Genomic DNA, 15,551 nt, shown 5'->3' with positions numbered 1-15,551 from the left:
TCAGCTCTCGGCCGGGCGGTCGGTCGCGCTGTCGCGGAAGCGGGTCACCGTCTCGCGGTTCTCGTCGCCCTCAAGCGGTGCGGCCGGCGCGTCGTTGACCGTGCGCTCGTCGTCCTTGTTGAGGAAGACCTGCTTGAACTCGGCGATCGCCGCGTCCAGCGAGCCGACGATGTCGTCGCCCCACTGGTTGTCGGCGATCCCGGCCAGCACACCCTGGTGCTTGTGCCGCAGGTACTGGAGGAACTCCGCCTCGAAGCGACGGACCTCGCCCACCGGGATGTCGTCGAGCTTGCCCTCGACACCGGCCCAGACCGAGACGACTTCCTGCTCGACCGGGAACGGCGAGTAGTTCGGCTGCTTGAGCAGCTCGACGAGGCGTACACCGCGGTCGAGCTGGGCCCGGGAGGCCCGGTCCAGGTCGGAGGCGAAGGCGGCGAACGCCTCCAGCTCGCGGTACTGGGCGAGGTTGAGCCGCAGCGAACCGGCGACCTTGCGCATCGGCTTCACCTGCGCGGCGCCACCGACCCGGGAGACCGAGGTGCCGACGTTGATCGCCGGACGGACGCCCTGGTTGAACAGGTCGGTCTCCAGGAAGATCTGGCCGTCGGTGATCGAGATGACGTTGGTCGGGATGAAGGCCGAGATGTCGTTGGCCTTCGTCTCGATGATCGGCAGACCGGTCATCGAGCCGCCACCCAGCTCGTCGGAGAGCTTCGCGCAGCGCTCCAGCAGGCGGGAGTGCAGGTAGAAGACGTCACCCGGGTACGCCTCACGGCCCGGCGGGCGACGCAGCAGCAGCGACACGGCGCGGTACGCCTCGGCCTGCTTGCTCAGGTCGTCGAAGACGATCAGGACGTGCTTGCCGCCGTACATCCAGTGCTGCCCGATGGACGAGCCGGTGTACGGGGCCAGGTACTTGAAGCCGGCCGGGTCGGACGCCGGGGAGGCCACGATGGTCGTGTACTCCATCGCGCCGGCCTCTTCCAGCTGGCCCTTGATCGAGGCGATCGTGGAGGCCTTCTGACCGATGGCGACGTAGATGCAGCGGACCTGCTTCTTCGGGTCGCCGGTGCGCCAGTTGTCCCGCTGGTTGAGGATCGCGTCCAGGGCGACGGTGGTCTTACCGGTCTTACGGTCACCGATGATCAGCTGCCGCTGGCCCCGACCGATCGGGGTCATCGCGTCGATGGCCTTGATGCCGGTCTGCAGCGGCTCGAACACCGACTGGCGGGACATCACGTTCGGAGCCTGCAGCTCCAGCTCGCGGAAGCCCTCGTTGGCGATGTCGCCGAGGCCGTCGATCGGCTTGCCGAGCGCGTCGACCACGCGGCCGAGGAAGGCATCGCCGACCGGAACGGAGAGAACCCGCTCGGTGCGCTTGACGCGCTGCCCCTCCTCCAGCTTGGCGGAGTCACCGAGAACGACGACACCGATCTCCCGGACGTCGAGGTTCAACGCCACGCCGAGCGTGCCGTCCTCGAACTCCAGGAGCTCGTTGGTCATGGTCGAGGGCAGGCCCTCGACGTGGGCGATGCCGTCACCGGTGTCGGCGACGGTGCCGACCTCCTCGCGGGAGACGTCGGACGAGTAGGAAGAGACGTAGCGCTCCAGGGCGCCGCGGATCTCCTCCGTCGAGATGGTCAGCTCGGCCATCCTCTGCTTCCTTAAAATTCAGGGGCCCGGGATACCTAGTACCGACCGGTCCGAATGGCGTCTGTCATTCCGGGCGCTGCGGCGGCGAAGCCGCCCCAAACGCTGAGGCGGCGGAGCCACCGCATCGCTTGGGCGGCGAAGCCACCGCATTGCTGGGCGGCGAAGCCGTTCAGCGCTTCGCGAGCGCGTTGCGGGTCTCGTTGAGGCGGCGCAGGATGGTGCCGTCGTACAGGTCGGAACCGACCCGCACACTCACGCCACCCAGGACGTGCGGGTCGACCGTCTGCTTGACGGAGACCTCTCGACCGTATATCGCGGCGAGGCTCGCACCCAGCCGGCGTTCGTCCTCGTCACTCAACGGGGCCGCGACTGTCACGTACGCCACCTGCCGGTCGCTCCGCTCGGCGGCGAGCTCCACCAGCCGGGTCAACGCGCCGGTGAAGGAGCGCCCCCCGAACCCGCTGAGCGCCACCTCGACGAGGCGGACGGTGACCGGGCGGGCCTTGTCGGCGAGCAGCTCGCGGGCCAGGGTGGCCCGCTGCTCGACCGGGGCGACCGGGTCGGCGAGCGTGTTGCCCAACGCCGACTGACCGGCCACGACCTGACCGAAGCGGAACAGCTCGTCCTCGACCTCGCCCAGCTCTCCGGCGGAGTCGGCGCTGGCCAGCAGCGCCTCCACGCCGAGCCGCTCGGCACCGTCGAGCAGCTCCGACGGTGCCGACCACCGGCCGGCGACGAGCGACACGAGCAGGTCGAGCGCGTCCGCGCCGATCCGCCCGCCCAGCATGTCGCCGAGCAGGGCCCCGCGGTCCTCGCCGGACCGGGACGGCTCGGAGAGCGCCCGGCGCAGCCGCGGCTCACGCCGCAGCAGGGTCGCCACGGAGAGGATGGCGTCGGCGGTGGAGGCCACCGCCGACGGCTCCGCGCCGCGGACGTACGCGTCGAGGCGCTCGGCCGCGACCTTGTACGACTCCCGGCTGGCGGCCTGCATCAGCGGGCCCCCGTGCTCTCGAGGCCGCTCAGGAACCGGTCGACGGTGCCCTTGCGTCGCGCCTCGTCGGCCAGCGACTCGCCAACGATCTTGCTGGCCAGGTCCACCGCGATCGTGCCGACCTCGGCGCGCAGCTCGCGCACGATGGTGGCCCGCTCGGCGGCGAGTGCGTCCTTGCCCGCCTGGATGACCCGGTCGGACTCTTCCCGCGCCTTGGCGAGGATGTCCTGTCGGATCCCCTCGGCGTCGGCCCGCGCGTCGTCACGGATCTTGGCGGCGTCGGTCCGGGCCTCAGCGAGCTGGGCACGGTACTGCTCGAGCAGCTGGTTCGCCTCGGCCTGGGCGGCCTCGGCACGCTTGATGCCGCCCTCGATCGCGTCGACCCGAGCCTGGAACGTCTGCTCCATGCGGGGGAAGACGAACTTCATCAGCACGAAGCAGAGCACGGCGAAGGCAACCGAACCGACGATCAGCTCCTGCCAGAGCGGGATGATCGGGTTGTGGGTCGTCTCACCACCCTCGGCGGCAAGGAAGTACATGGGAAACCTCCCGGTCAGAGGGGCTGGATCAGCCGGCGGTGCCGGACCAGACGAAGCCGAACGCGACACCCAGCAGCGCCAGGGCCTCGATAACGGCGAAGCCGATCCAGACGTACGGCAGGGTCATCCGGGACGACTCCGGCTGGCGGGCGGTCGACTGGATGTAGGCGGCGAAGACCAGGCCGACGCCGATGCCCGGGCCGATAGCCGCGAGGCCGTAGCCGATGGCGGCGGTGCTGCCGGTTACTTCGGCGAGAACGCTAGCGTCCATTGGTGGTTCCTCCTGGTGATCACGCGTGACTGTCACGCGGGACGACAACGGTTGGTGCGAAGTGGATCAGTGCCCGTCGGCGAGCGAGCCCTGCACGTAGCTCGCGGACAGCACCGTGAAGACGTAGGCCTGCAGAACGATCACCAGGAACTCGAGGAAGGTGAGCGCCACGGTCATCACCCAGGACAGCACCGACACCGGCGCCAGCCAGGCGTTCGACTGGATCATCGCGAACCCGCCGAGCGTGAAGACCAGCAGGATCATGTGACCCGCGAACATGTTCGCGAAGAGACGGACGGCCAGAGTGAACGGCCGGAAGAGGAAGGTCGAGGCGAACTCGATCGGAACCAGGATCGGCAGGATGTACCACGGAGCCGGCGGGATCATCGCCGACTTGAAGTACTTGAAGAAGCCGTGCTTGCGGATGCCGATCCAGATGAACATCACGTAACTGATGGCGGTGAGGATCACCGGGAACGCGATGTGCGAGTTCGGAGAGATCTGGAAAACCGGCACGATCGCGAACAGGTTCGTCACCAGGATGAAGCAGAACAGCGTGGTGAAGTACGGAGCGAACCGCACACCCGCGTGCCCGATCATGTCGACCGCGATGTTGTTCCGCACGAAACCGTAGATCGACTCGGCGAGCCACTGCTTCTTGGTCGGCACGAGCTGCGGCTTCCGGTACGTCGCCAGGAAGAAGATGATCAGGACGCCGACCGCGATCCAGACCATCGCCGTGATCTTGGTGAACCAGTAGGAGTCGTGTGCGCCCCAAGGCAGGATGCTGGGCAGGTAGAAGTCTTCCACGCTGGGTGGGAATATCGCCTGGCCCGCTGCCAGAACGTTCGCCTGTCCGAACACCGCGTCCCTTCCTAAGTAGGCGTGCCGAGCCGGCGGACGACCAGGATGATGCCCCCGGTCATGCCGAGCACGACGCCGATGCCGGTGGCGATGCCGCCGGTCTCGAGCCACTGGTCGACCAGCCAGCCAACGAAACCCCACACGAGCATGCCTCCGATGAGGTAGCTGAGCGCGGTCCAACCCTGACCGGCGCCGGACGGAATGTCGTCCGGTTCGCCGGCGGGACGGGGGGTTTGGTCACCAGCCATGACGGGGCGAACGATATCAGCTGGGAAGACGAGGCTGTGCCTCACCCCCCGCACAACCGTCGTTGTGTGGGCACTTCGTGGGCTCCGTCGTCTGTGGGCACGGTACTCCCCTTCCGCCCGTCGCAAAATGACCGGAGGCCGACACGTTGCCGCGCGTCCGACAGGTGGGACGACCGGGTCGTGGCCAGGTCAGTCCCGCGGTCGGCGAGCGTGCACCGTGGTCAGCCACCAGATGTGCACCGCCGTCCACACTGCCACCCCGGCAACGATGCCGAGGCAGAGCGGGATCAATCCGGCCCAACCGGACGAGGCCACCGCCACCATCACCACACCCAGGAGGGTGAACTTCACCGCGTACAGGCCCAGCCCCAGCGGCAGCAGCAACTGTGGGTTGATCTGGTCGGCCCAGGCCAGCACCACTGTCGTGAGGGTGTAGCTGAGCACCGTGACGCCCACGCCAGCCGCCGCGCCGAGCGCGGCCGTCGCGCCGTCGGTCACCCCGCCCACCACCGCGGCGAGCACCGCCAACGCCGCCGACGCACCCAACAGGACCGGCAGGTGCCGCAGCCGCCACCGCCGATCGGTCTCGGGCGCGACCACCCCGGGCTCAGCCACGGGGGTACGCCGGAAACGCCGCGACCAGCTCGGCCACCTCGGCACCGATCCGGGTCAGCTCGTCGGCACCACCCGGTGCTCCGGGATCGGTGCGCACCGCGCGGGTGATGAGGGTGGCCACCTGCCGCAGCTCCCCCTCCCGCATGCCCTGGGTGGTCACGCTCGGAGTGCCCACCCGCAGGCCGGAGGCCACCATCGGCGGCTGCGGGTCGTACGGGATGGCGTTCTTGTTCAGGGTGATCGACGCGGCGTCGCAGCGTCGCTCGGCCTCCGCGCCGGTCACCCCCACCTCCCGCAGGTCGATCAGGGCGAGGTGGGTGTCCGTGCCACCGGACACCTGGCGCATCCCCTCGTCGGCCAACCCGGCCGCGAGCGCCTGGGCGTTGCTGACTACCTGCCGGGCGTACGTCTGGAACTCGGGCTGGGCGGCCTCGCGCAGCGCGACCGCCTTGGCCGCGACGGCGTGCATCAGCGGGCCACCCTGGGTGAACGGGAAGACCGCCTTGTCGATCCGCTGGGCCAGCGACTCGCGACAGAGGATCATGCCGCCGCGCGGGCCGCGCAACACCTTGTGGGTGGTGGCGCAGACGACGTCCGCGTACGGCACCGGGGACGGGATCGCCCGGCCGGCGACCAGGCCGATGAAGTGCGCGGCGTCCACCATCAGGTACGCCCCCACCTCGTCGGCGATCTCCCGGAACCGGGCGAAGTCGATCAGACGGGGGTACGCGGTCGCGCCACAGATGATCAGCTTGGGTCGGTGCGTCCGCGCCAGATCCCGTACCTCGTCGTAGTCGATCAGCTCGGTGTCCGGGCGGACCGGGTAACCGACCGGGCGGAACCACTTGCCGGAGAAGTTCACCCGGCTGCCGTGGGTGAGGTGCCCGCCGTGCGGCAGGTCCATCGCCAGCACGGTGTCCCCCGGCTGCACCAGCGCGGCGTACGCGGCCAGGTTGGCGCTCGCCCCGGAGTGCGGCTGGAGGTTGGCGTGCTCGGCCCCGAAGAGCTCCTTGGCCCGGGCGATGCCGATCTCCTCGGCCCGGTCCACCTCGGCGCAGCCGCCGTAGTAGCGCCGGCCCGGATAGCCCTCGGCGTACTTGTTGGTGAGCGTCGAACCGAGCGCGGCCAGCACCGCCGGCGAGGTCAGGTTTTCGCTGGCGATGAGCTGCAGGCCACCCCGCAACCGGTCCAGCTCGCCGAGGACCACCCCGGCGATCTCCGGGTCGGTGGCCCTGAGCTGGGCGAAATCCGGCCCCCAGAAGGTGCTCGTCTCGGTCTCCACAGCGAACGAGTCTAGGGGGCCGCACACTGGGACCTGTGAGATGCCTGGTCACCGGAGCCACCGGATACATCGGCGGGCGGCTGACGCCGCTGCTGCTCGCCGAGGGTCACACCGTGCGGTGCCTGGCCCGCAAGGCGGTCCGGCTGCGCGATGTGCCCTGGGCCTCGGCGGCCGAGATCGTCGAGGGGGACCTGAGCCGGCCGGACACGTTGCCCGCCGCCTTCGCCGACGTGGACGTCGCGTACTTCCTGGTGCACTCACTCGGCCGGCCCGACTTCGAGGCGGCCGACCGGGCGGCGGCGACGAACTTCGCGGCGGCGGCCCGCGCGGCGGGCGTACGCCGAATCGTCTACCTGGGCGGGCCGCAGCCGGCGTCCGACGCGGAGGTCCCCTCCCCGCACCTGCGGTCCCGCGCCGAGGTGGGCCGGATCCTGCTGGCCAGCGGTGTGCCCACGGCGGTGCTCCGGGCCGCGGTGATCATCGGCTCCGGCTCGGCGTCGTTCGAGATGCTGCGGTACCTCACCGAGCGGCTGCCCGCCATGGTCACCCCCCGCTGGGTGCGCAACCGGATCCAACCCATCGCGGTCCGCGACGTGCTGCGCTACCTGGCCGGCTGCGTCGACCTGCCGCCGGACGTCAGCCGGGGCTTCGACATCGCCGGACCCGACGTGCTGACCTTCCGCGAGATGATGCAGCGCTACGCCCGGGTGGCCGGGCTGCGCCGGCGGATCATCGTGCCGGTCCGCCCGCTCACCCCGTCGCTCTCCTCGCACTGGGTCGGCCTGATCACCCCGGTGCCGAACGCGATCGCCCGCCCCCTGGTGGAGAGCCTGATCCACGAGGCGGTCGCCCACGAACACGACATCGCCCGGTACGTTCCCGACCCGTCCGGCGGGCTGACCGGCTTCGACAACGCGGTGGCGCTGGCGCTCGCCAAGGTCCGGGACGCCCAGGTGGAGACCCGCTGGTCGACCGCGAGCGGCCCGGACGCGCCCGCCGAGCCACTGCCCAGTGACCCGGGCTGGTCCGGCGGCACCGCCTACACCGACGTCCGGGAGAGAACCGTGGACGCGCCGGCCGTGGCGCTCTGGCGGGTCATCGAGGGGGTCGGCGGCGAACACGGCTGGTACTCGTTCCCACTCGCCTGGTCGGTGCGCGGCTGGCTGGACCGGCTGGTCGGCGGGGTCGGGCTGCGTCGCGGCCGACGGGACCCGCACCGCCTCCAGGTCGGCGAGGCGCTGGACTTCTGGCGGGTCGAGGAGATCGTCCCCGGCGAGCTGCTGCGCCTGCGCGCCGAGATGCGGCTGCCCGGCCGGGCCTGGTTGGAGATGCGGGTGCTGCCGGCCGAGGGTGGCCGCAGCCGCTACCAGCAACGCGCGGTCTTCCTGCCCCGCGGCCTGGCCGGCCACGCCTACTGGGGCTCGGTGGCGCCCTTCCACGCGCTGGTCTTCGGCGGAATGGCCCGCAACATAGCCCGCAACGCCGAACAAACTCCCTGATCGGCAGTCGGGTCGGGTTGGTCCCTGTCGCGCGGCGAAGGGGCACGGCAGACCACCCCACCCCCGACCCCTTTGCTCTGCACCCCGATATGCACCGATCACGGAACGTAGCCGTCGCATCCGCGGGTGCAGAGCAAAGGGAACGGTGGAGGGTGGTCCCTGTCGCCTCTTAGGTACGGTTCGCTGTCGAGTCAGTTGCCGGTGCGGGCTTCGGTCAGCTGGTAGGCCGTGCGCTCGCTGGGCGGGACGAAGTCGCGAATCGGCTGGTCGCGCAGGGCGGTGGCGAGCACCTCGCCGACCGCGTCGACCATCCGGGCCTGTACGGCCTGACCGACCGCGTCGCGGGGGTCGTCCGGGTTCGCCGCCATCGAGGCGACCGCGAGTTGCGGTGTGAACGCCACGACCGTCTCCGTCTCGTACCGTTCCGAGCTGCCGGTCTTGCCCGCCACCGGACGGCCGAGCCGTGCGCGCAGGCCGGGCGCGGTGGCACCGTCGCAACGCCCGTACATCGACTGGTCGCCGACCGGGCAGCGGGCCGCGTCGGTGGCCGCCCGCGCCACGTCGGCGTCGAGCACCTGTCGGCAGTCCGGCTTGGCGGCGTCGACCGGTCGGCCGCCCGAGTCGGTGATCGACACCACTGGCAGCGGCGCGCACCGGATCCCCTCGGCCGCCACCGTGGCGTACGCGGTGGCCAGGTCCAGCGGCGTGGTCGCGGCAACGCCCAGGGTGAACGGACCCCAGTCCTTCGCGCCGTAGCGGGCCAGTCGGGCGTCGGCGTCGGCCCGGAGCACGATGCCGAGTCGCTCGGCCATCTCCACCACCCGGTCGGCGCCGACCTTCTCGGTGAGCCAGGCGAAGTACGTGTTCACCGACCGGCCGAACGCGCTCCACATGGTGCGGGGGCCGTCCATCGCCGACGGGCTGGCGTTCGCCGGGCACCAGTGGCCGTCACAGCTCGCCTCCCCGGTCACCGGGAAGCGGGTGAGCAACTGGGTGGGGGCCACGAAGTCGGTCGACAGCGGCAGGCCCGCCTCCAGCGCGGCCAGCATGGTGAAGAGCTTGAACGTCGAACCGCCCTGGTACCCCTCGATCGCACCGCCACCGGCGATCAACTGGTTGACGGTGTTGGGGCGGTTCTTCTGCCCGACCGGGTTGTCCCGCACGCCGTAGGCGCGGTTCACCGACATCGCCAGCACCCGTCCGGTGCCCGGCTGCACCACCGCGGTCGGCACCGTCTCGGCATCGGTCGGCTGATAGATCTTGAGCACCTGCTCGGTGGTGGCCCGCTGCACCCCGGGGTCCAGCGACGACACGATGGAGAAGCCGCCCCGGCGTAGCGCCCGCTGCCGCTCGTCGGCCGTCGCCCCGAACGCGGACTGGCTGCTCCACCAGCGGGTGAACCAGTCGCAGAAGAACCCCCAGTCGTTGTGCGTCTCGGGCACCGCCGTGCAGTCGTTCGGGGTCTCGCTGGGCCGTAGTTGCAGTGGCTCGGCCCGCGCCGCCGTCGCCGCGTCCGCCGGCACCTGCCCCGACTCCACCAGCCGCTCCAACACGTACGACCGCCGCGCCAGCGCGCTGTCGGCGTCACCGTTGATCGGGTCGTCGCTGTCCGGCGAGCGGACCAGACCGGCCAGCAGTGCCGCCTGGGCCAGGGTCAGCTCGGCCGGAGAGCGGGAGAAGTAGCGCTTGCTGGCCGCCGCGATGCCGTACGCCCCGGCGCCGAAGTAGGCGATGTTGAGGTAGCGGGTGAGGATCTCCTCCTTGTCGAGTTCGCGCTCCAACGCGAGCGCGTACCGCATCTCCTGGAGTTTGCGGGCGGTGGTGACCTCGGTGGCCGCCACGCGCTGCGCCTCGGTCAGCCGGGGGTCGCTGCTGAGCACGTTGCGGACGTACTGCATGGTCAGCGTGGAGGCGCCCTGCCGGGTCTGGCCGTCGCGCCGGTTGACGGTGAACGCGCGTACCACGCCCCGCAGGTCCACACCGCTGTGCCGGTAGAACCGGACGTCCTCGGCGGCCACGATCGCCTGGCGCATCACCGGGGCCACCTCGTGCAGCGGCACGTCCACCCGGTCCTCCTGGTAGAAGGAGGTGATCAGGGTGGTGCCGTCGTTGGCGTAGAGGTTGGAGCGCTGGGCGGTGGGCGGCGTGCGGAGCGTGTTCGGCAGCTCCGAGTACGGCGTGGACAGGGCACTGAAGCCGATCCCGAACACCAGTGCCGCCGGCAGGGCGGCCGCGGCCAGCACCAACCCGGCGAGTACGCCGGCGATCACCACGGTCAGCAGTTTGTGGAAATGGGCCCGGATCATCAGCTCTCCCCGCAGGAGCCGGTCACGCTAGGACCCGTTCAGAATGACCCGCAACGCCCCTTTCACCCCGGGTTTTCCCCAAACCCGGAGGAAACTCGCACCGCGCTCAGGGCAGCAGCGCGCCGGCCAGCGGGTGGACCGTCTCCTCGATCTCGTCGGCGACCCGGCTGAAGCACTGGTCACCACGACCCCACGGGTCGTCCAGATCGTCCGTCGGCAGCGTCGAGGTGCCCACCCGGGCATCGTGAGCGGCGGCCACCAGGGCCACACCCCGGGCGTACACGGCATCCGGGGTCGCGTCGCCCGGCGGCAACGCGGCGGCGTCCACCGCGGCCAGTAGCCGGCCGAACTCGCCCAGCACGAACGTGCGGGCCGCCGCGTCCGGTCGCAGCGCCACCACGTACTCCTGCTGGTCGGCAGTGGCGGTCAGGACCAGGTCGGCGGCGTCGATGTGGTCCGAGCGCAGCTTGCGCGCGGCGAACCCCTCCACGTCCCCACCACGGCCGGTGACCTGCCGGGCCGCCGGCGGGTTCATCTCCTCACCCGCGTGCCAACCACCCGTGCCGGCGCTGTGGCTGTGCACCAGCCCGTCGGCCTGGGTCGGGTCCTGCGCACGCCGGGTCAACCGCTCCCGCACCGCGAGGGCGAGCAGCCGCTCCGCCATCGGGGAGCGGCAGATGTTGCCCATGCAGACGTGCAGGACCGTGAACGGGGGCACTCAGACCCCCCGGACGTCGACGAGGTCCGGCACGACGTCGCGCAGCTTCTCCAGCGGGATCGCACCGGCCCGCAGCAGTTGCGGCACCTCACCGGTCAGGTCCACGATCGTGCTGGGCACCGGGTCCGGGCACGGACCGGCCTCCAGGTAGGCCCGCACCGAGTAGCTGAGCTGGTCCCGTGCCTCCTCGGCGGTCACCGCGGCGGGCTGACCGGTCTTGTTGGCCGACGAGACCGCCATCGGGCCGGTCTCGCGCAGCACTTCGAGGGCCACCGGGTGCAGCGGCATCCGCACCGCCACCGTGCCCGTCTTGTCGCCCAGGTCCCACTGCAGGCTCGGCGAGTGCTCGACCACGATCGTCAGCGCACCCGGCCAGAACGCCTCCACCAGGTCCCGTGCGGCGGTGGGCAGCGAGAAGACCAACCCGTCCAGGGTGTGCCGCGAGCCGATCAGCACCGGCGGCGGCATCTGCCGATCCCGGCCCTTGGCATCCAGCAGGGCCTTGACCGCGTACGGGGTGAACGCGTCCGCGCCGATCCCATAGACGGTGTCGGTGGGGAGGACGACAAGCTCGCCGTTCTTGACCGCCTCGATCGCCGCGGCGATGCCGCGGTCCCGATCGGCGGGCGACCGACAGTCGTAGAGCATCACGAGGAGTCAGTCTGCCACGCCGCCCCGGCCGGGGCGTGCTGGCCGTCCGCCCGTCGGGACGCGGTGGCGTAACGGGGCCGTCCGGTGAGGTCCAGATGTTCCGTGACGGCGGTGAATCCGCCGTCCTCGGCCAGCAGGCCGGGGACCGCCGCGCCGTGGGTGTCGTCGTGCTCGACCCCGAAGACGCCGCCCGCGCGCAGCAGCACCGCCGCCCGGCCGACGACCGGACGGATCACCGTCAGGCCGTCCGCGCCGCCGAAGACCGCCTCGGCGGGGTCGTGCCCGGCCACCTCCGGCGGGACCACCACGTCGTCGGGCACGTACGGCGGGTTGCAGAGCAGCACGTCCACCGAGCCCACCAGAGCCGCCAGCAGGTCCGGCGCGGTCACGTCGGCCTCGACCACCTCGATCGGCCGGTCCCCCGCCCCGGCCCGCTCCGCCGCGTTGCGCCGCAGCCAGGCCAGCGCCTGCGGGGACCGCTCCACCGCGATCACCCGCGCACCCGCCACCTCCTGCGCCACCGCCAGCGCGATCGCGCCCGAGCCGCTACACAGGTCGACCACCACCGGGTCGACCCGCCCCCGGGCCTGCTCGATGCCCCAGCCGGCCAACAACTCGGTCTCCGGCCGGGGCACGAAGACACCCGGGCCGACCGACAGTTCGAGGTGCCGGAACCCGGCCCGGCCGGTCAGGTGCTGCAACGGCTCGCGCGCGGCACGCCGACGCGTCAGGCCGTCGAGCCGCGCCACCTGCTCGCCGCTGAGGTCGTCGGCGAGCGCCAGCCGACCGCGGGGCACCCCCAGCACGTACGCCGCCAGCACCTCGGCCTCCACCCGGGCCGAGCCGACCCCGGCGGCGGCGAGCGCGCGGGCCGCTCGGGCCACCGCGGCCGACGGGCGGACGGGACCTGTCCCTTCGGGGGGGTGTTGCGGCAGAGTGGTCACGCGATAATCATGATGCGTCGCGGGCGGCGCGACCAACGGGTGCGCGGACGGCGCACACGACAGGAGGTTGGCGGGTGGGCTGGCTCGACCGGGTCGATGACCAGGTTGATGCCCTCACGCGCGCCCGGGCGTTGCAGGAGGCCAGCCGCTCCGCGGAGTCGTACGTGCTGCTGGAGCGTGTGATCCGCACCACGACCGACCCGGCGGCACGGGCGGACGCGATGGTGCAGCGCCTCTCCGCACTGATCAATCTCGGTCGCACGGCGGAGTTCACCCGGGCCATCGAGGAGGCGTCGGCGGCCGTCCGTGATCTCGCCGAACCGTACCTGCACGGGCACCTCAACGCACTCGCCGCCCTCGCCGCCCACCACCAGGGCGCACTGGACCGCTGCGTCACGCACCTCGTCCGAGCCGCCCGGGCGCTGGGCGCCGTCGAGGACCCGGACCGGGACACCGCCTGGGGCTGGCACGACCTGGCGATGGCGTACAGCTACCTCAGCTTCCACGGGTACGCCCTGGGGGCCATCGAACGGGCCCGGCAGCTCGGGCTCACCGCCGGGATCCCCGAGGAGACGTTCGCCGCGCCCGGCATCCGGCTGCGCAACGCCGTGGCACTGGACCACAACGGCGACAGCGACGGCTGCCTGCGGGTGCTCCGGGACGTGGCCGCCGACCTGGCCCGCTTCGTCCGCTCCGGGCGGGCCGGCCGGCTACGCCCGAGCAGCCTCGCCGCGTACGGCTACGCGGCGGCCCGGCAGGCCGCGCTCGGCGACCAACTGGAGACCGACCGGAAGACCGAACCGGCCCGCCTGATCAGCCACGGTGGGGACAGCGCCCGCGCCCGCGACATGCGTCAGCTCGGGCAGGTGTGCCTCGCCGTCGCCGACGGGCGGCCGATCGAGGCGGTCACCCGACTGGACACCATCCACGTGTCCAACGAGACGCTCGGGGCGGCCGAGCCGGCCCGCCTGCGCAGCATCGCACTGGCCTGTGCCGGTGACCATCCGGCGGCGCACCGGGCCGACCGGCTGGCGTTCCGGCTCGCCGCCCAACGCAACGATCGGCTGCGTGACGTCTACATCGACGGCATCGCCGCCCGGATCGACCACGAGGAGATGCGCCGCGAGGCGGCACGATTCGAGGGCGAGGCGTTGACCGACCCGCTCACCGGGCTACCCAACCGGCGCCGGCTGGAGCGCTACATCACCGCCGTGGTCAGGCGGGGCGAGCGGGTGGTGATCGGCGTCTGTGATCTGGACGGCTTCAAGGCGGTCAACACCCGCCACGGGCACCACTCCGGTGACCTGGTGCTCCAACGCATCTCCGGGGTGATCAACCGGGTGATGCGCCGGGGTGACTTCGTGGCCCGCTACGGCGGGGACGAGTTCGTGGTGGTGCTGCCGGACACCGGCATGACCGAGGCCGCCGAGGTGGCCCGCCGGATCGAGGCCGCCGTCCGACTCGAAGACTGGGAGTCGCTGGTGCCGGGGACCCCGGTGGGAGTGAGCATCGGCTTCGCGGAGGTCTCCGGCGGCGGGCTGCGGGACGCGCTCAGCGTCGCCTTCGAGCAGGCCGACCGGGAGATGCTCCGCGCCAAGTCCCGCCCCCGCGCGAGCTGATCGCCCGCGCGCCCGCGCGAGCTGGCGTCGATCAAGGAGTTGTGGTGCCTCACGAAGGCCGTGCGGCGTGACAATCCGCCCACCACAACTCCAAGATCGACGAGGGGTGGCGCCGGGTCGGGGGTCGCGGTTAGCGGCGGGTCAGCTCGGTGTCGCCGGCCAGCCGGGCCGCGCGGTCGGCCTCGGCGAGCGCGTCCAGCACCCCGTCCAGGTCGCCGGCGAGCGCCAGATCCAGGTTGTACGCCGTGTAGCCGATCCGGTGGTCGCTGATCCGGTTCTGCGGGAAGTTGTAGGTGCGGATCCGCTCCGAGCGGTCCACGGTGCGCACCTGCGCCTTCCGGGCGTCCGAGGCGGCGGCGTCGGCCTGCTCCTGCGCGGCGGCGAGCAGCCGGGCCCGCAGGATCCGCATCGCCTGCTCCCGGTTCTGCAACTGGGACTTCTCGTTCTGGCAGGAGACGACGATGCCGGTCGGCAGGTGGGTGATCCGCACCGCCGAGTCCGTGGTGTTCACCGACTGGCCACCCGGGCCGGACGACCGGAACACGTCGATCCGCAGGTCGTTGGCGTCGATGGTGACGTCGACGTCCTCGGCCTCGGGCAGCACCAGCACCCCGGCGGCGCTGGTGTGGATGCGGCCCTGCGACTCGGTGACCGGGACCCGCTGCACCCGGTGCACGCCGCCCTCCCACTTGAGTCGCGACCAGACGCCGTTGCCACCCTCCGGCACACCCTTGGTCTTGATCGACAGCGAGACGTCCTTGACCCCGCCGAGGTCGGAGTCCTGTGCGTCGATCACCTCGGTGATCCAGCCGTGCCGCTCGGCGTACCGGGTGTACATCCGCAGCAGGTCGGCGGCGAAGAGCGCCGACTCCTCACCACCCTCACCGGCCTTGATCTCGACGATCACGTCCTTGGCGTCGTGCGGGTCACGCGGGATGAGCAGCTCGGCGAGGCGCTCCTCCAGCATCGGCAGGGACGCCGCGATCGCCTCGGTCTCGGCCGCGAAGGACGGGTCCTCGGCGGCCAACTCGCGGGCCGCGGCCAGGTCGGCGCGGGCCTGTTCCAACTCATCGGCGGCCTTGTGCAGCGGCACCAGCTCCGCGTAGCGGCGACCCACCCTGCGCGCGGTGGCCTGGTCGGCGTGGATGGCCGGATCGGCCAACCGCTTCTCCAGCTCCGCGTACTCGTCGAGGAGGCCGGCCAGACGCTCGCTGCTCATGCTGCGGATGCTCCTTCGACGGTGCGACGCCGGCCGGGTCGGGCCGAAGGCCGACCGCCGGATGCGTAACAGGGCACAACGCGGACGGCGCCCGCGCCCGGTGGGAAACCGGACGCGGGCGCCGAACGAGGA

At 71.6% G+C, this 15,551-nt stretch carries 15 protein-coding genes; 2 read left to right on the top strand and 13 right to left on the bottom strand.

Going from position 1 to position 15,551, the window contains the following annotated elements; genetic code table 11:
• The 8 genes from atpA to glyA form a co-directional block, all read right to left on the bottom strand.
• Positions 1–1,653 carry a F0F1 ATP synthase subunit alpha gene (gene atpA / locus AB0B57_RS08840; RefSeq protein ID WP_357066883.1) on the bottom strand — a complete coding sequence of 551 codons (1,653 nt, stop codon included), beginning with the start codon at positions 1,651–1,653 and terminating at the stop codon, positions 1–3.
• Positions 1,654–1,822: 169 nt separating this feature from the next.
• Positions 1,823–2,644 carry a F0F1 ATP synthase subunit delta gene (locus tag AB0B57_RS08835; RefSeq protein ID WP_357066881.1) on the bottom strand — a complete coding sequence of 274 codons (822 nt, stop codon included), beginning with the start codon at positions 2,642–2,644 and terminating at the stop codon, positions 1,823–1,825.
• The gene (locus tag AB0B57_RS08830; protein ID WP_357066879.1) at positions 2,644–3,183 is read right to left on the bottom strand and encodes a F0F1 ATP synthase subunit B; all 540 of its coding nucleotides are present in this window, start codon (positions 3,181–3,183) and stop codon (positions 2,644–2,646) included. The genes AB0B57_RS08835 and AB0B57_RS08830 overlap by 1 nt, the downstream gene beginning before the upstream one ends.
• A 28-nt stretch (positions 3,184–3,211) precedes the next feature.
• Positions 3,212–3,454 carry an ATP synthase F0 subunit C gene (locus AB0B57_RS08825; protein ID WP_357066878.1) on the bottom strand — a complete coding sequence of 81 codons (243 nt, stop codon included), beginning with the start codon at positions 3,452–3,454 and terminating at the stop codon, positions 3,212–3,214.
• 66 nt (positions 3,455–3,520) lie between these two features.
• Positions 3,521–4,318 carry a F0F1 ATP synthase subunit A gene (gene atpB, locus AB0B57_RS08820; RefSeq protein WP_357066876.1) on the bottom strand — a complete coding sequence of 266 codons (798 nt, stop codon included), beginning with the start codon at positions 4,316–4,318 and terminating at the stop codon, positions 3,521–3,523.
• An 11-nt stretch (positions 4,319–4,329) separates the two neighbouring features.
• Positions 4,330–4,566 (bottom strand): hypothetical protein, encoded by a 237-nt coding sequence (locus AB0B57_RS08815; protein ID WP_357066874.1) that lies wholly within the window; start codon positions 4,564–4,566, stop codon positions 4,330–4,332.
• A 189-nt stretch (positions 4,567–4,755) separates the two neighbouring features.
• A complete protein-coding gene (locus AB0B57_RS08810) occupies positions 4,756–5,181 on the bottom strand; it encodes a hypothetical protein (protein ID WP_357066872.1) in 426 nt (141 codons plus the stop codon).
• Positions 5,174–6,463 carry a serine hydroxymethyltransferase gene (gene glyA / locus AB0B57_RS08805; protein ID WP_357066870.1) on the bottom strand — a complete coding sequence of 430 codons (1,290 nt, stop codon included), beginning with the start codon at positions 6,461–6,463 and terminating at the stop codon, positions 5,174–5,176. The genes AB0B57_RS08810 and glyA overlap by 8 nt, the downstream gene beginning before the upstream one ends.
• 35 nt (positions 6,464–6,498) lie before the next feature.
• On the opposite strand from glyA, the gene AB0B57_RS08800 reads away from it, so the two are divergent.
• Positions 6,499–7,962 carry an SDR family oxidoreductase gene (locus AB0B57_RS08800; protein WP_357066868.1) on the top strand — a complete coding sequence of 488 codons (1,464 nt, stop codon included), beginning with the start codon at positions 6,499–6,501 and terminating at the stop codon, positions 7,960–7,962.
• Between the two features lie 191 nt (positions 7,963–8,153).
• Here the strand turns inward: AB0B57_RS08800 and AB0B57_RS08795 are convergent, their stop codons facing one another.
• From AB0B57_RS08795 to prmC, 4 genes are all read right to left on the bottom strand, one after another.
• Complete coding sequence (locus AB0B57_RS08795; RefSeq protein ID WP_357066865.1) at positions 8,154–10,268, bottom strand: transglycosylase domain-containing protein; 2,115 nt, start codon at positions 10,266–10,268, stop codon at positions 8,154–8,156.
• A gap of 106 nt (positions 10,269–10,374) precedes the next feature.
• Positions 10,375–10,986, bottom strand: coding sequence for a phosphotyrosine protein phosphatase (locus AB0B57_RS08790; RefSeq protein ID WP_357066863.1), 612 nt, complete (start codon positions 10,984–10,986; stop codon positions 10,375–10,377).
• Positions 10,987–11,634: an L-threonylcarbamoyladenylate synthase gene (locus AB0B57_RS08785; RefSeq protein ID WP_357067216.1), complete on the bottom strand. Its 648-nt coding sequence runs from the start codon at positions 11,632–11,634 to the stop codon at positions 10,987–10,989.
• Complete coding sequence (prmC, locus tag AB0B57_RS08780) at positions 11,634–12,581, bottom strand: peptide chain release factor N(5)-glutamine methyltransferase (RefSeq protein ID WP_357066860.1); 948 nt, start codon at positions 12,579–12,581, stop codon at positions 11,634–11,636. Before prmC ends, AB0B57_RS08785 begins: the two co-directional genes overlap by 1 nt.
• A gap of 74 nt (positions 12,582–12,655) precedes the next feature.
• Between prmC and AB0B57_RS08775 the strand changes: the two genes are divergently transcribed.
• Positions 12,656–14,200: a GGDEF domain-containing protein gene (locus AB0B57_RS08775; protein ID WP_357066858.1), complete on the top strand. Its 1,545-nt coding sequence runs from the start codon at positions 12,656–12,658 to the stop codon at positions 14,198–14,200.
• Positions 14,201–14,330: 130 nt separating this feature from the next.
• Here AB0B57_RS08775 and prfA read toward each other — a convergent pair whose 3' ends face one another.
• Positions 14,331–15,419: a peptide chain release factor 1 gene (gene prfA, locus AB0B57_RS08770; RefSeq protein WP_357066856.1), complete on the bottom strand. Its 1,089-nt coding sequence runs from the start codon at positions 15,417–15,419 to the stop codon at positions 14,331–14,333.
• Between the last annotated feature and the right edge of the window lie 132 nt (positions 15,420–15,551).

Origin of the sequence: Micromonospora sp. NPDC049101 (assembly GCF_040648675.1) — a bacterium.
In the GTDB taxonomy this organism is placed as follows: domain Bacteria; phylum Actinomycetota; class Actinomycetes; order Mycobacteriales; family Micromonosporaceae; genus Micromonospora.
This window is presented reverse-complemented; position numbering and strand designations above follow the sequence as displayed.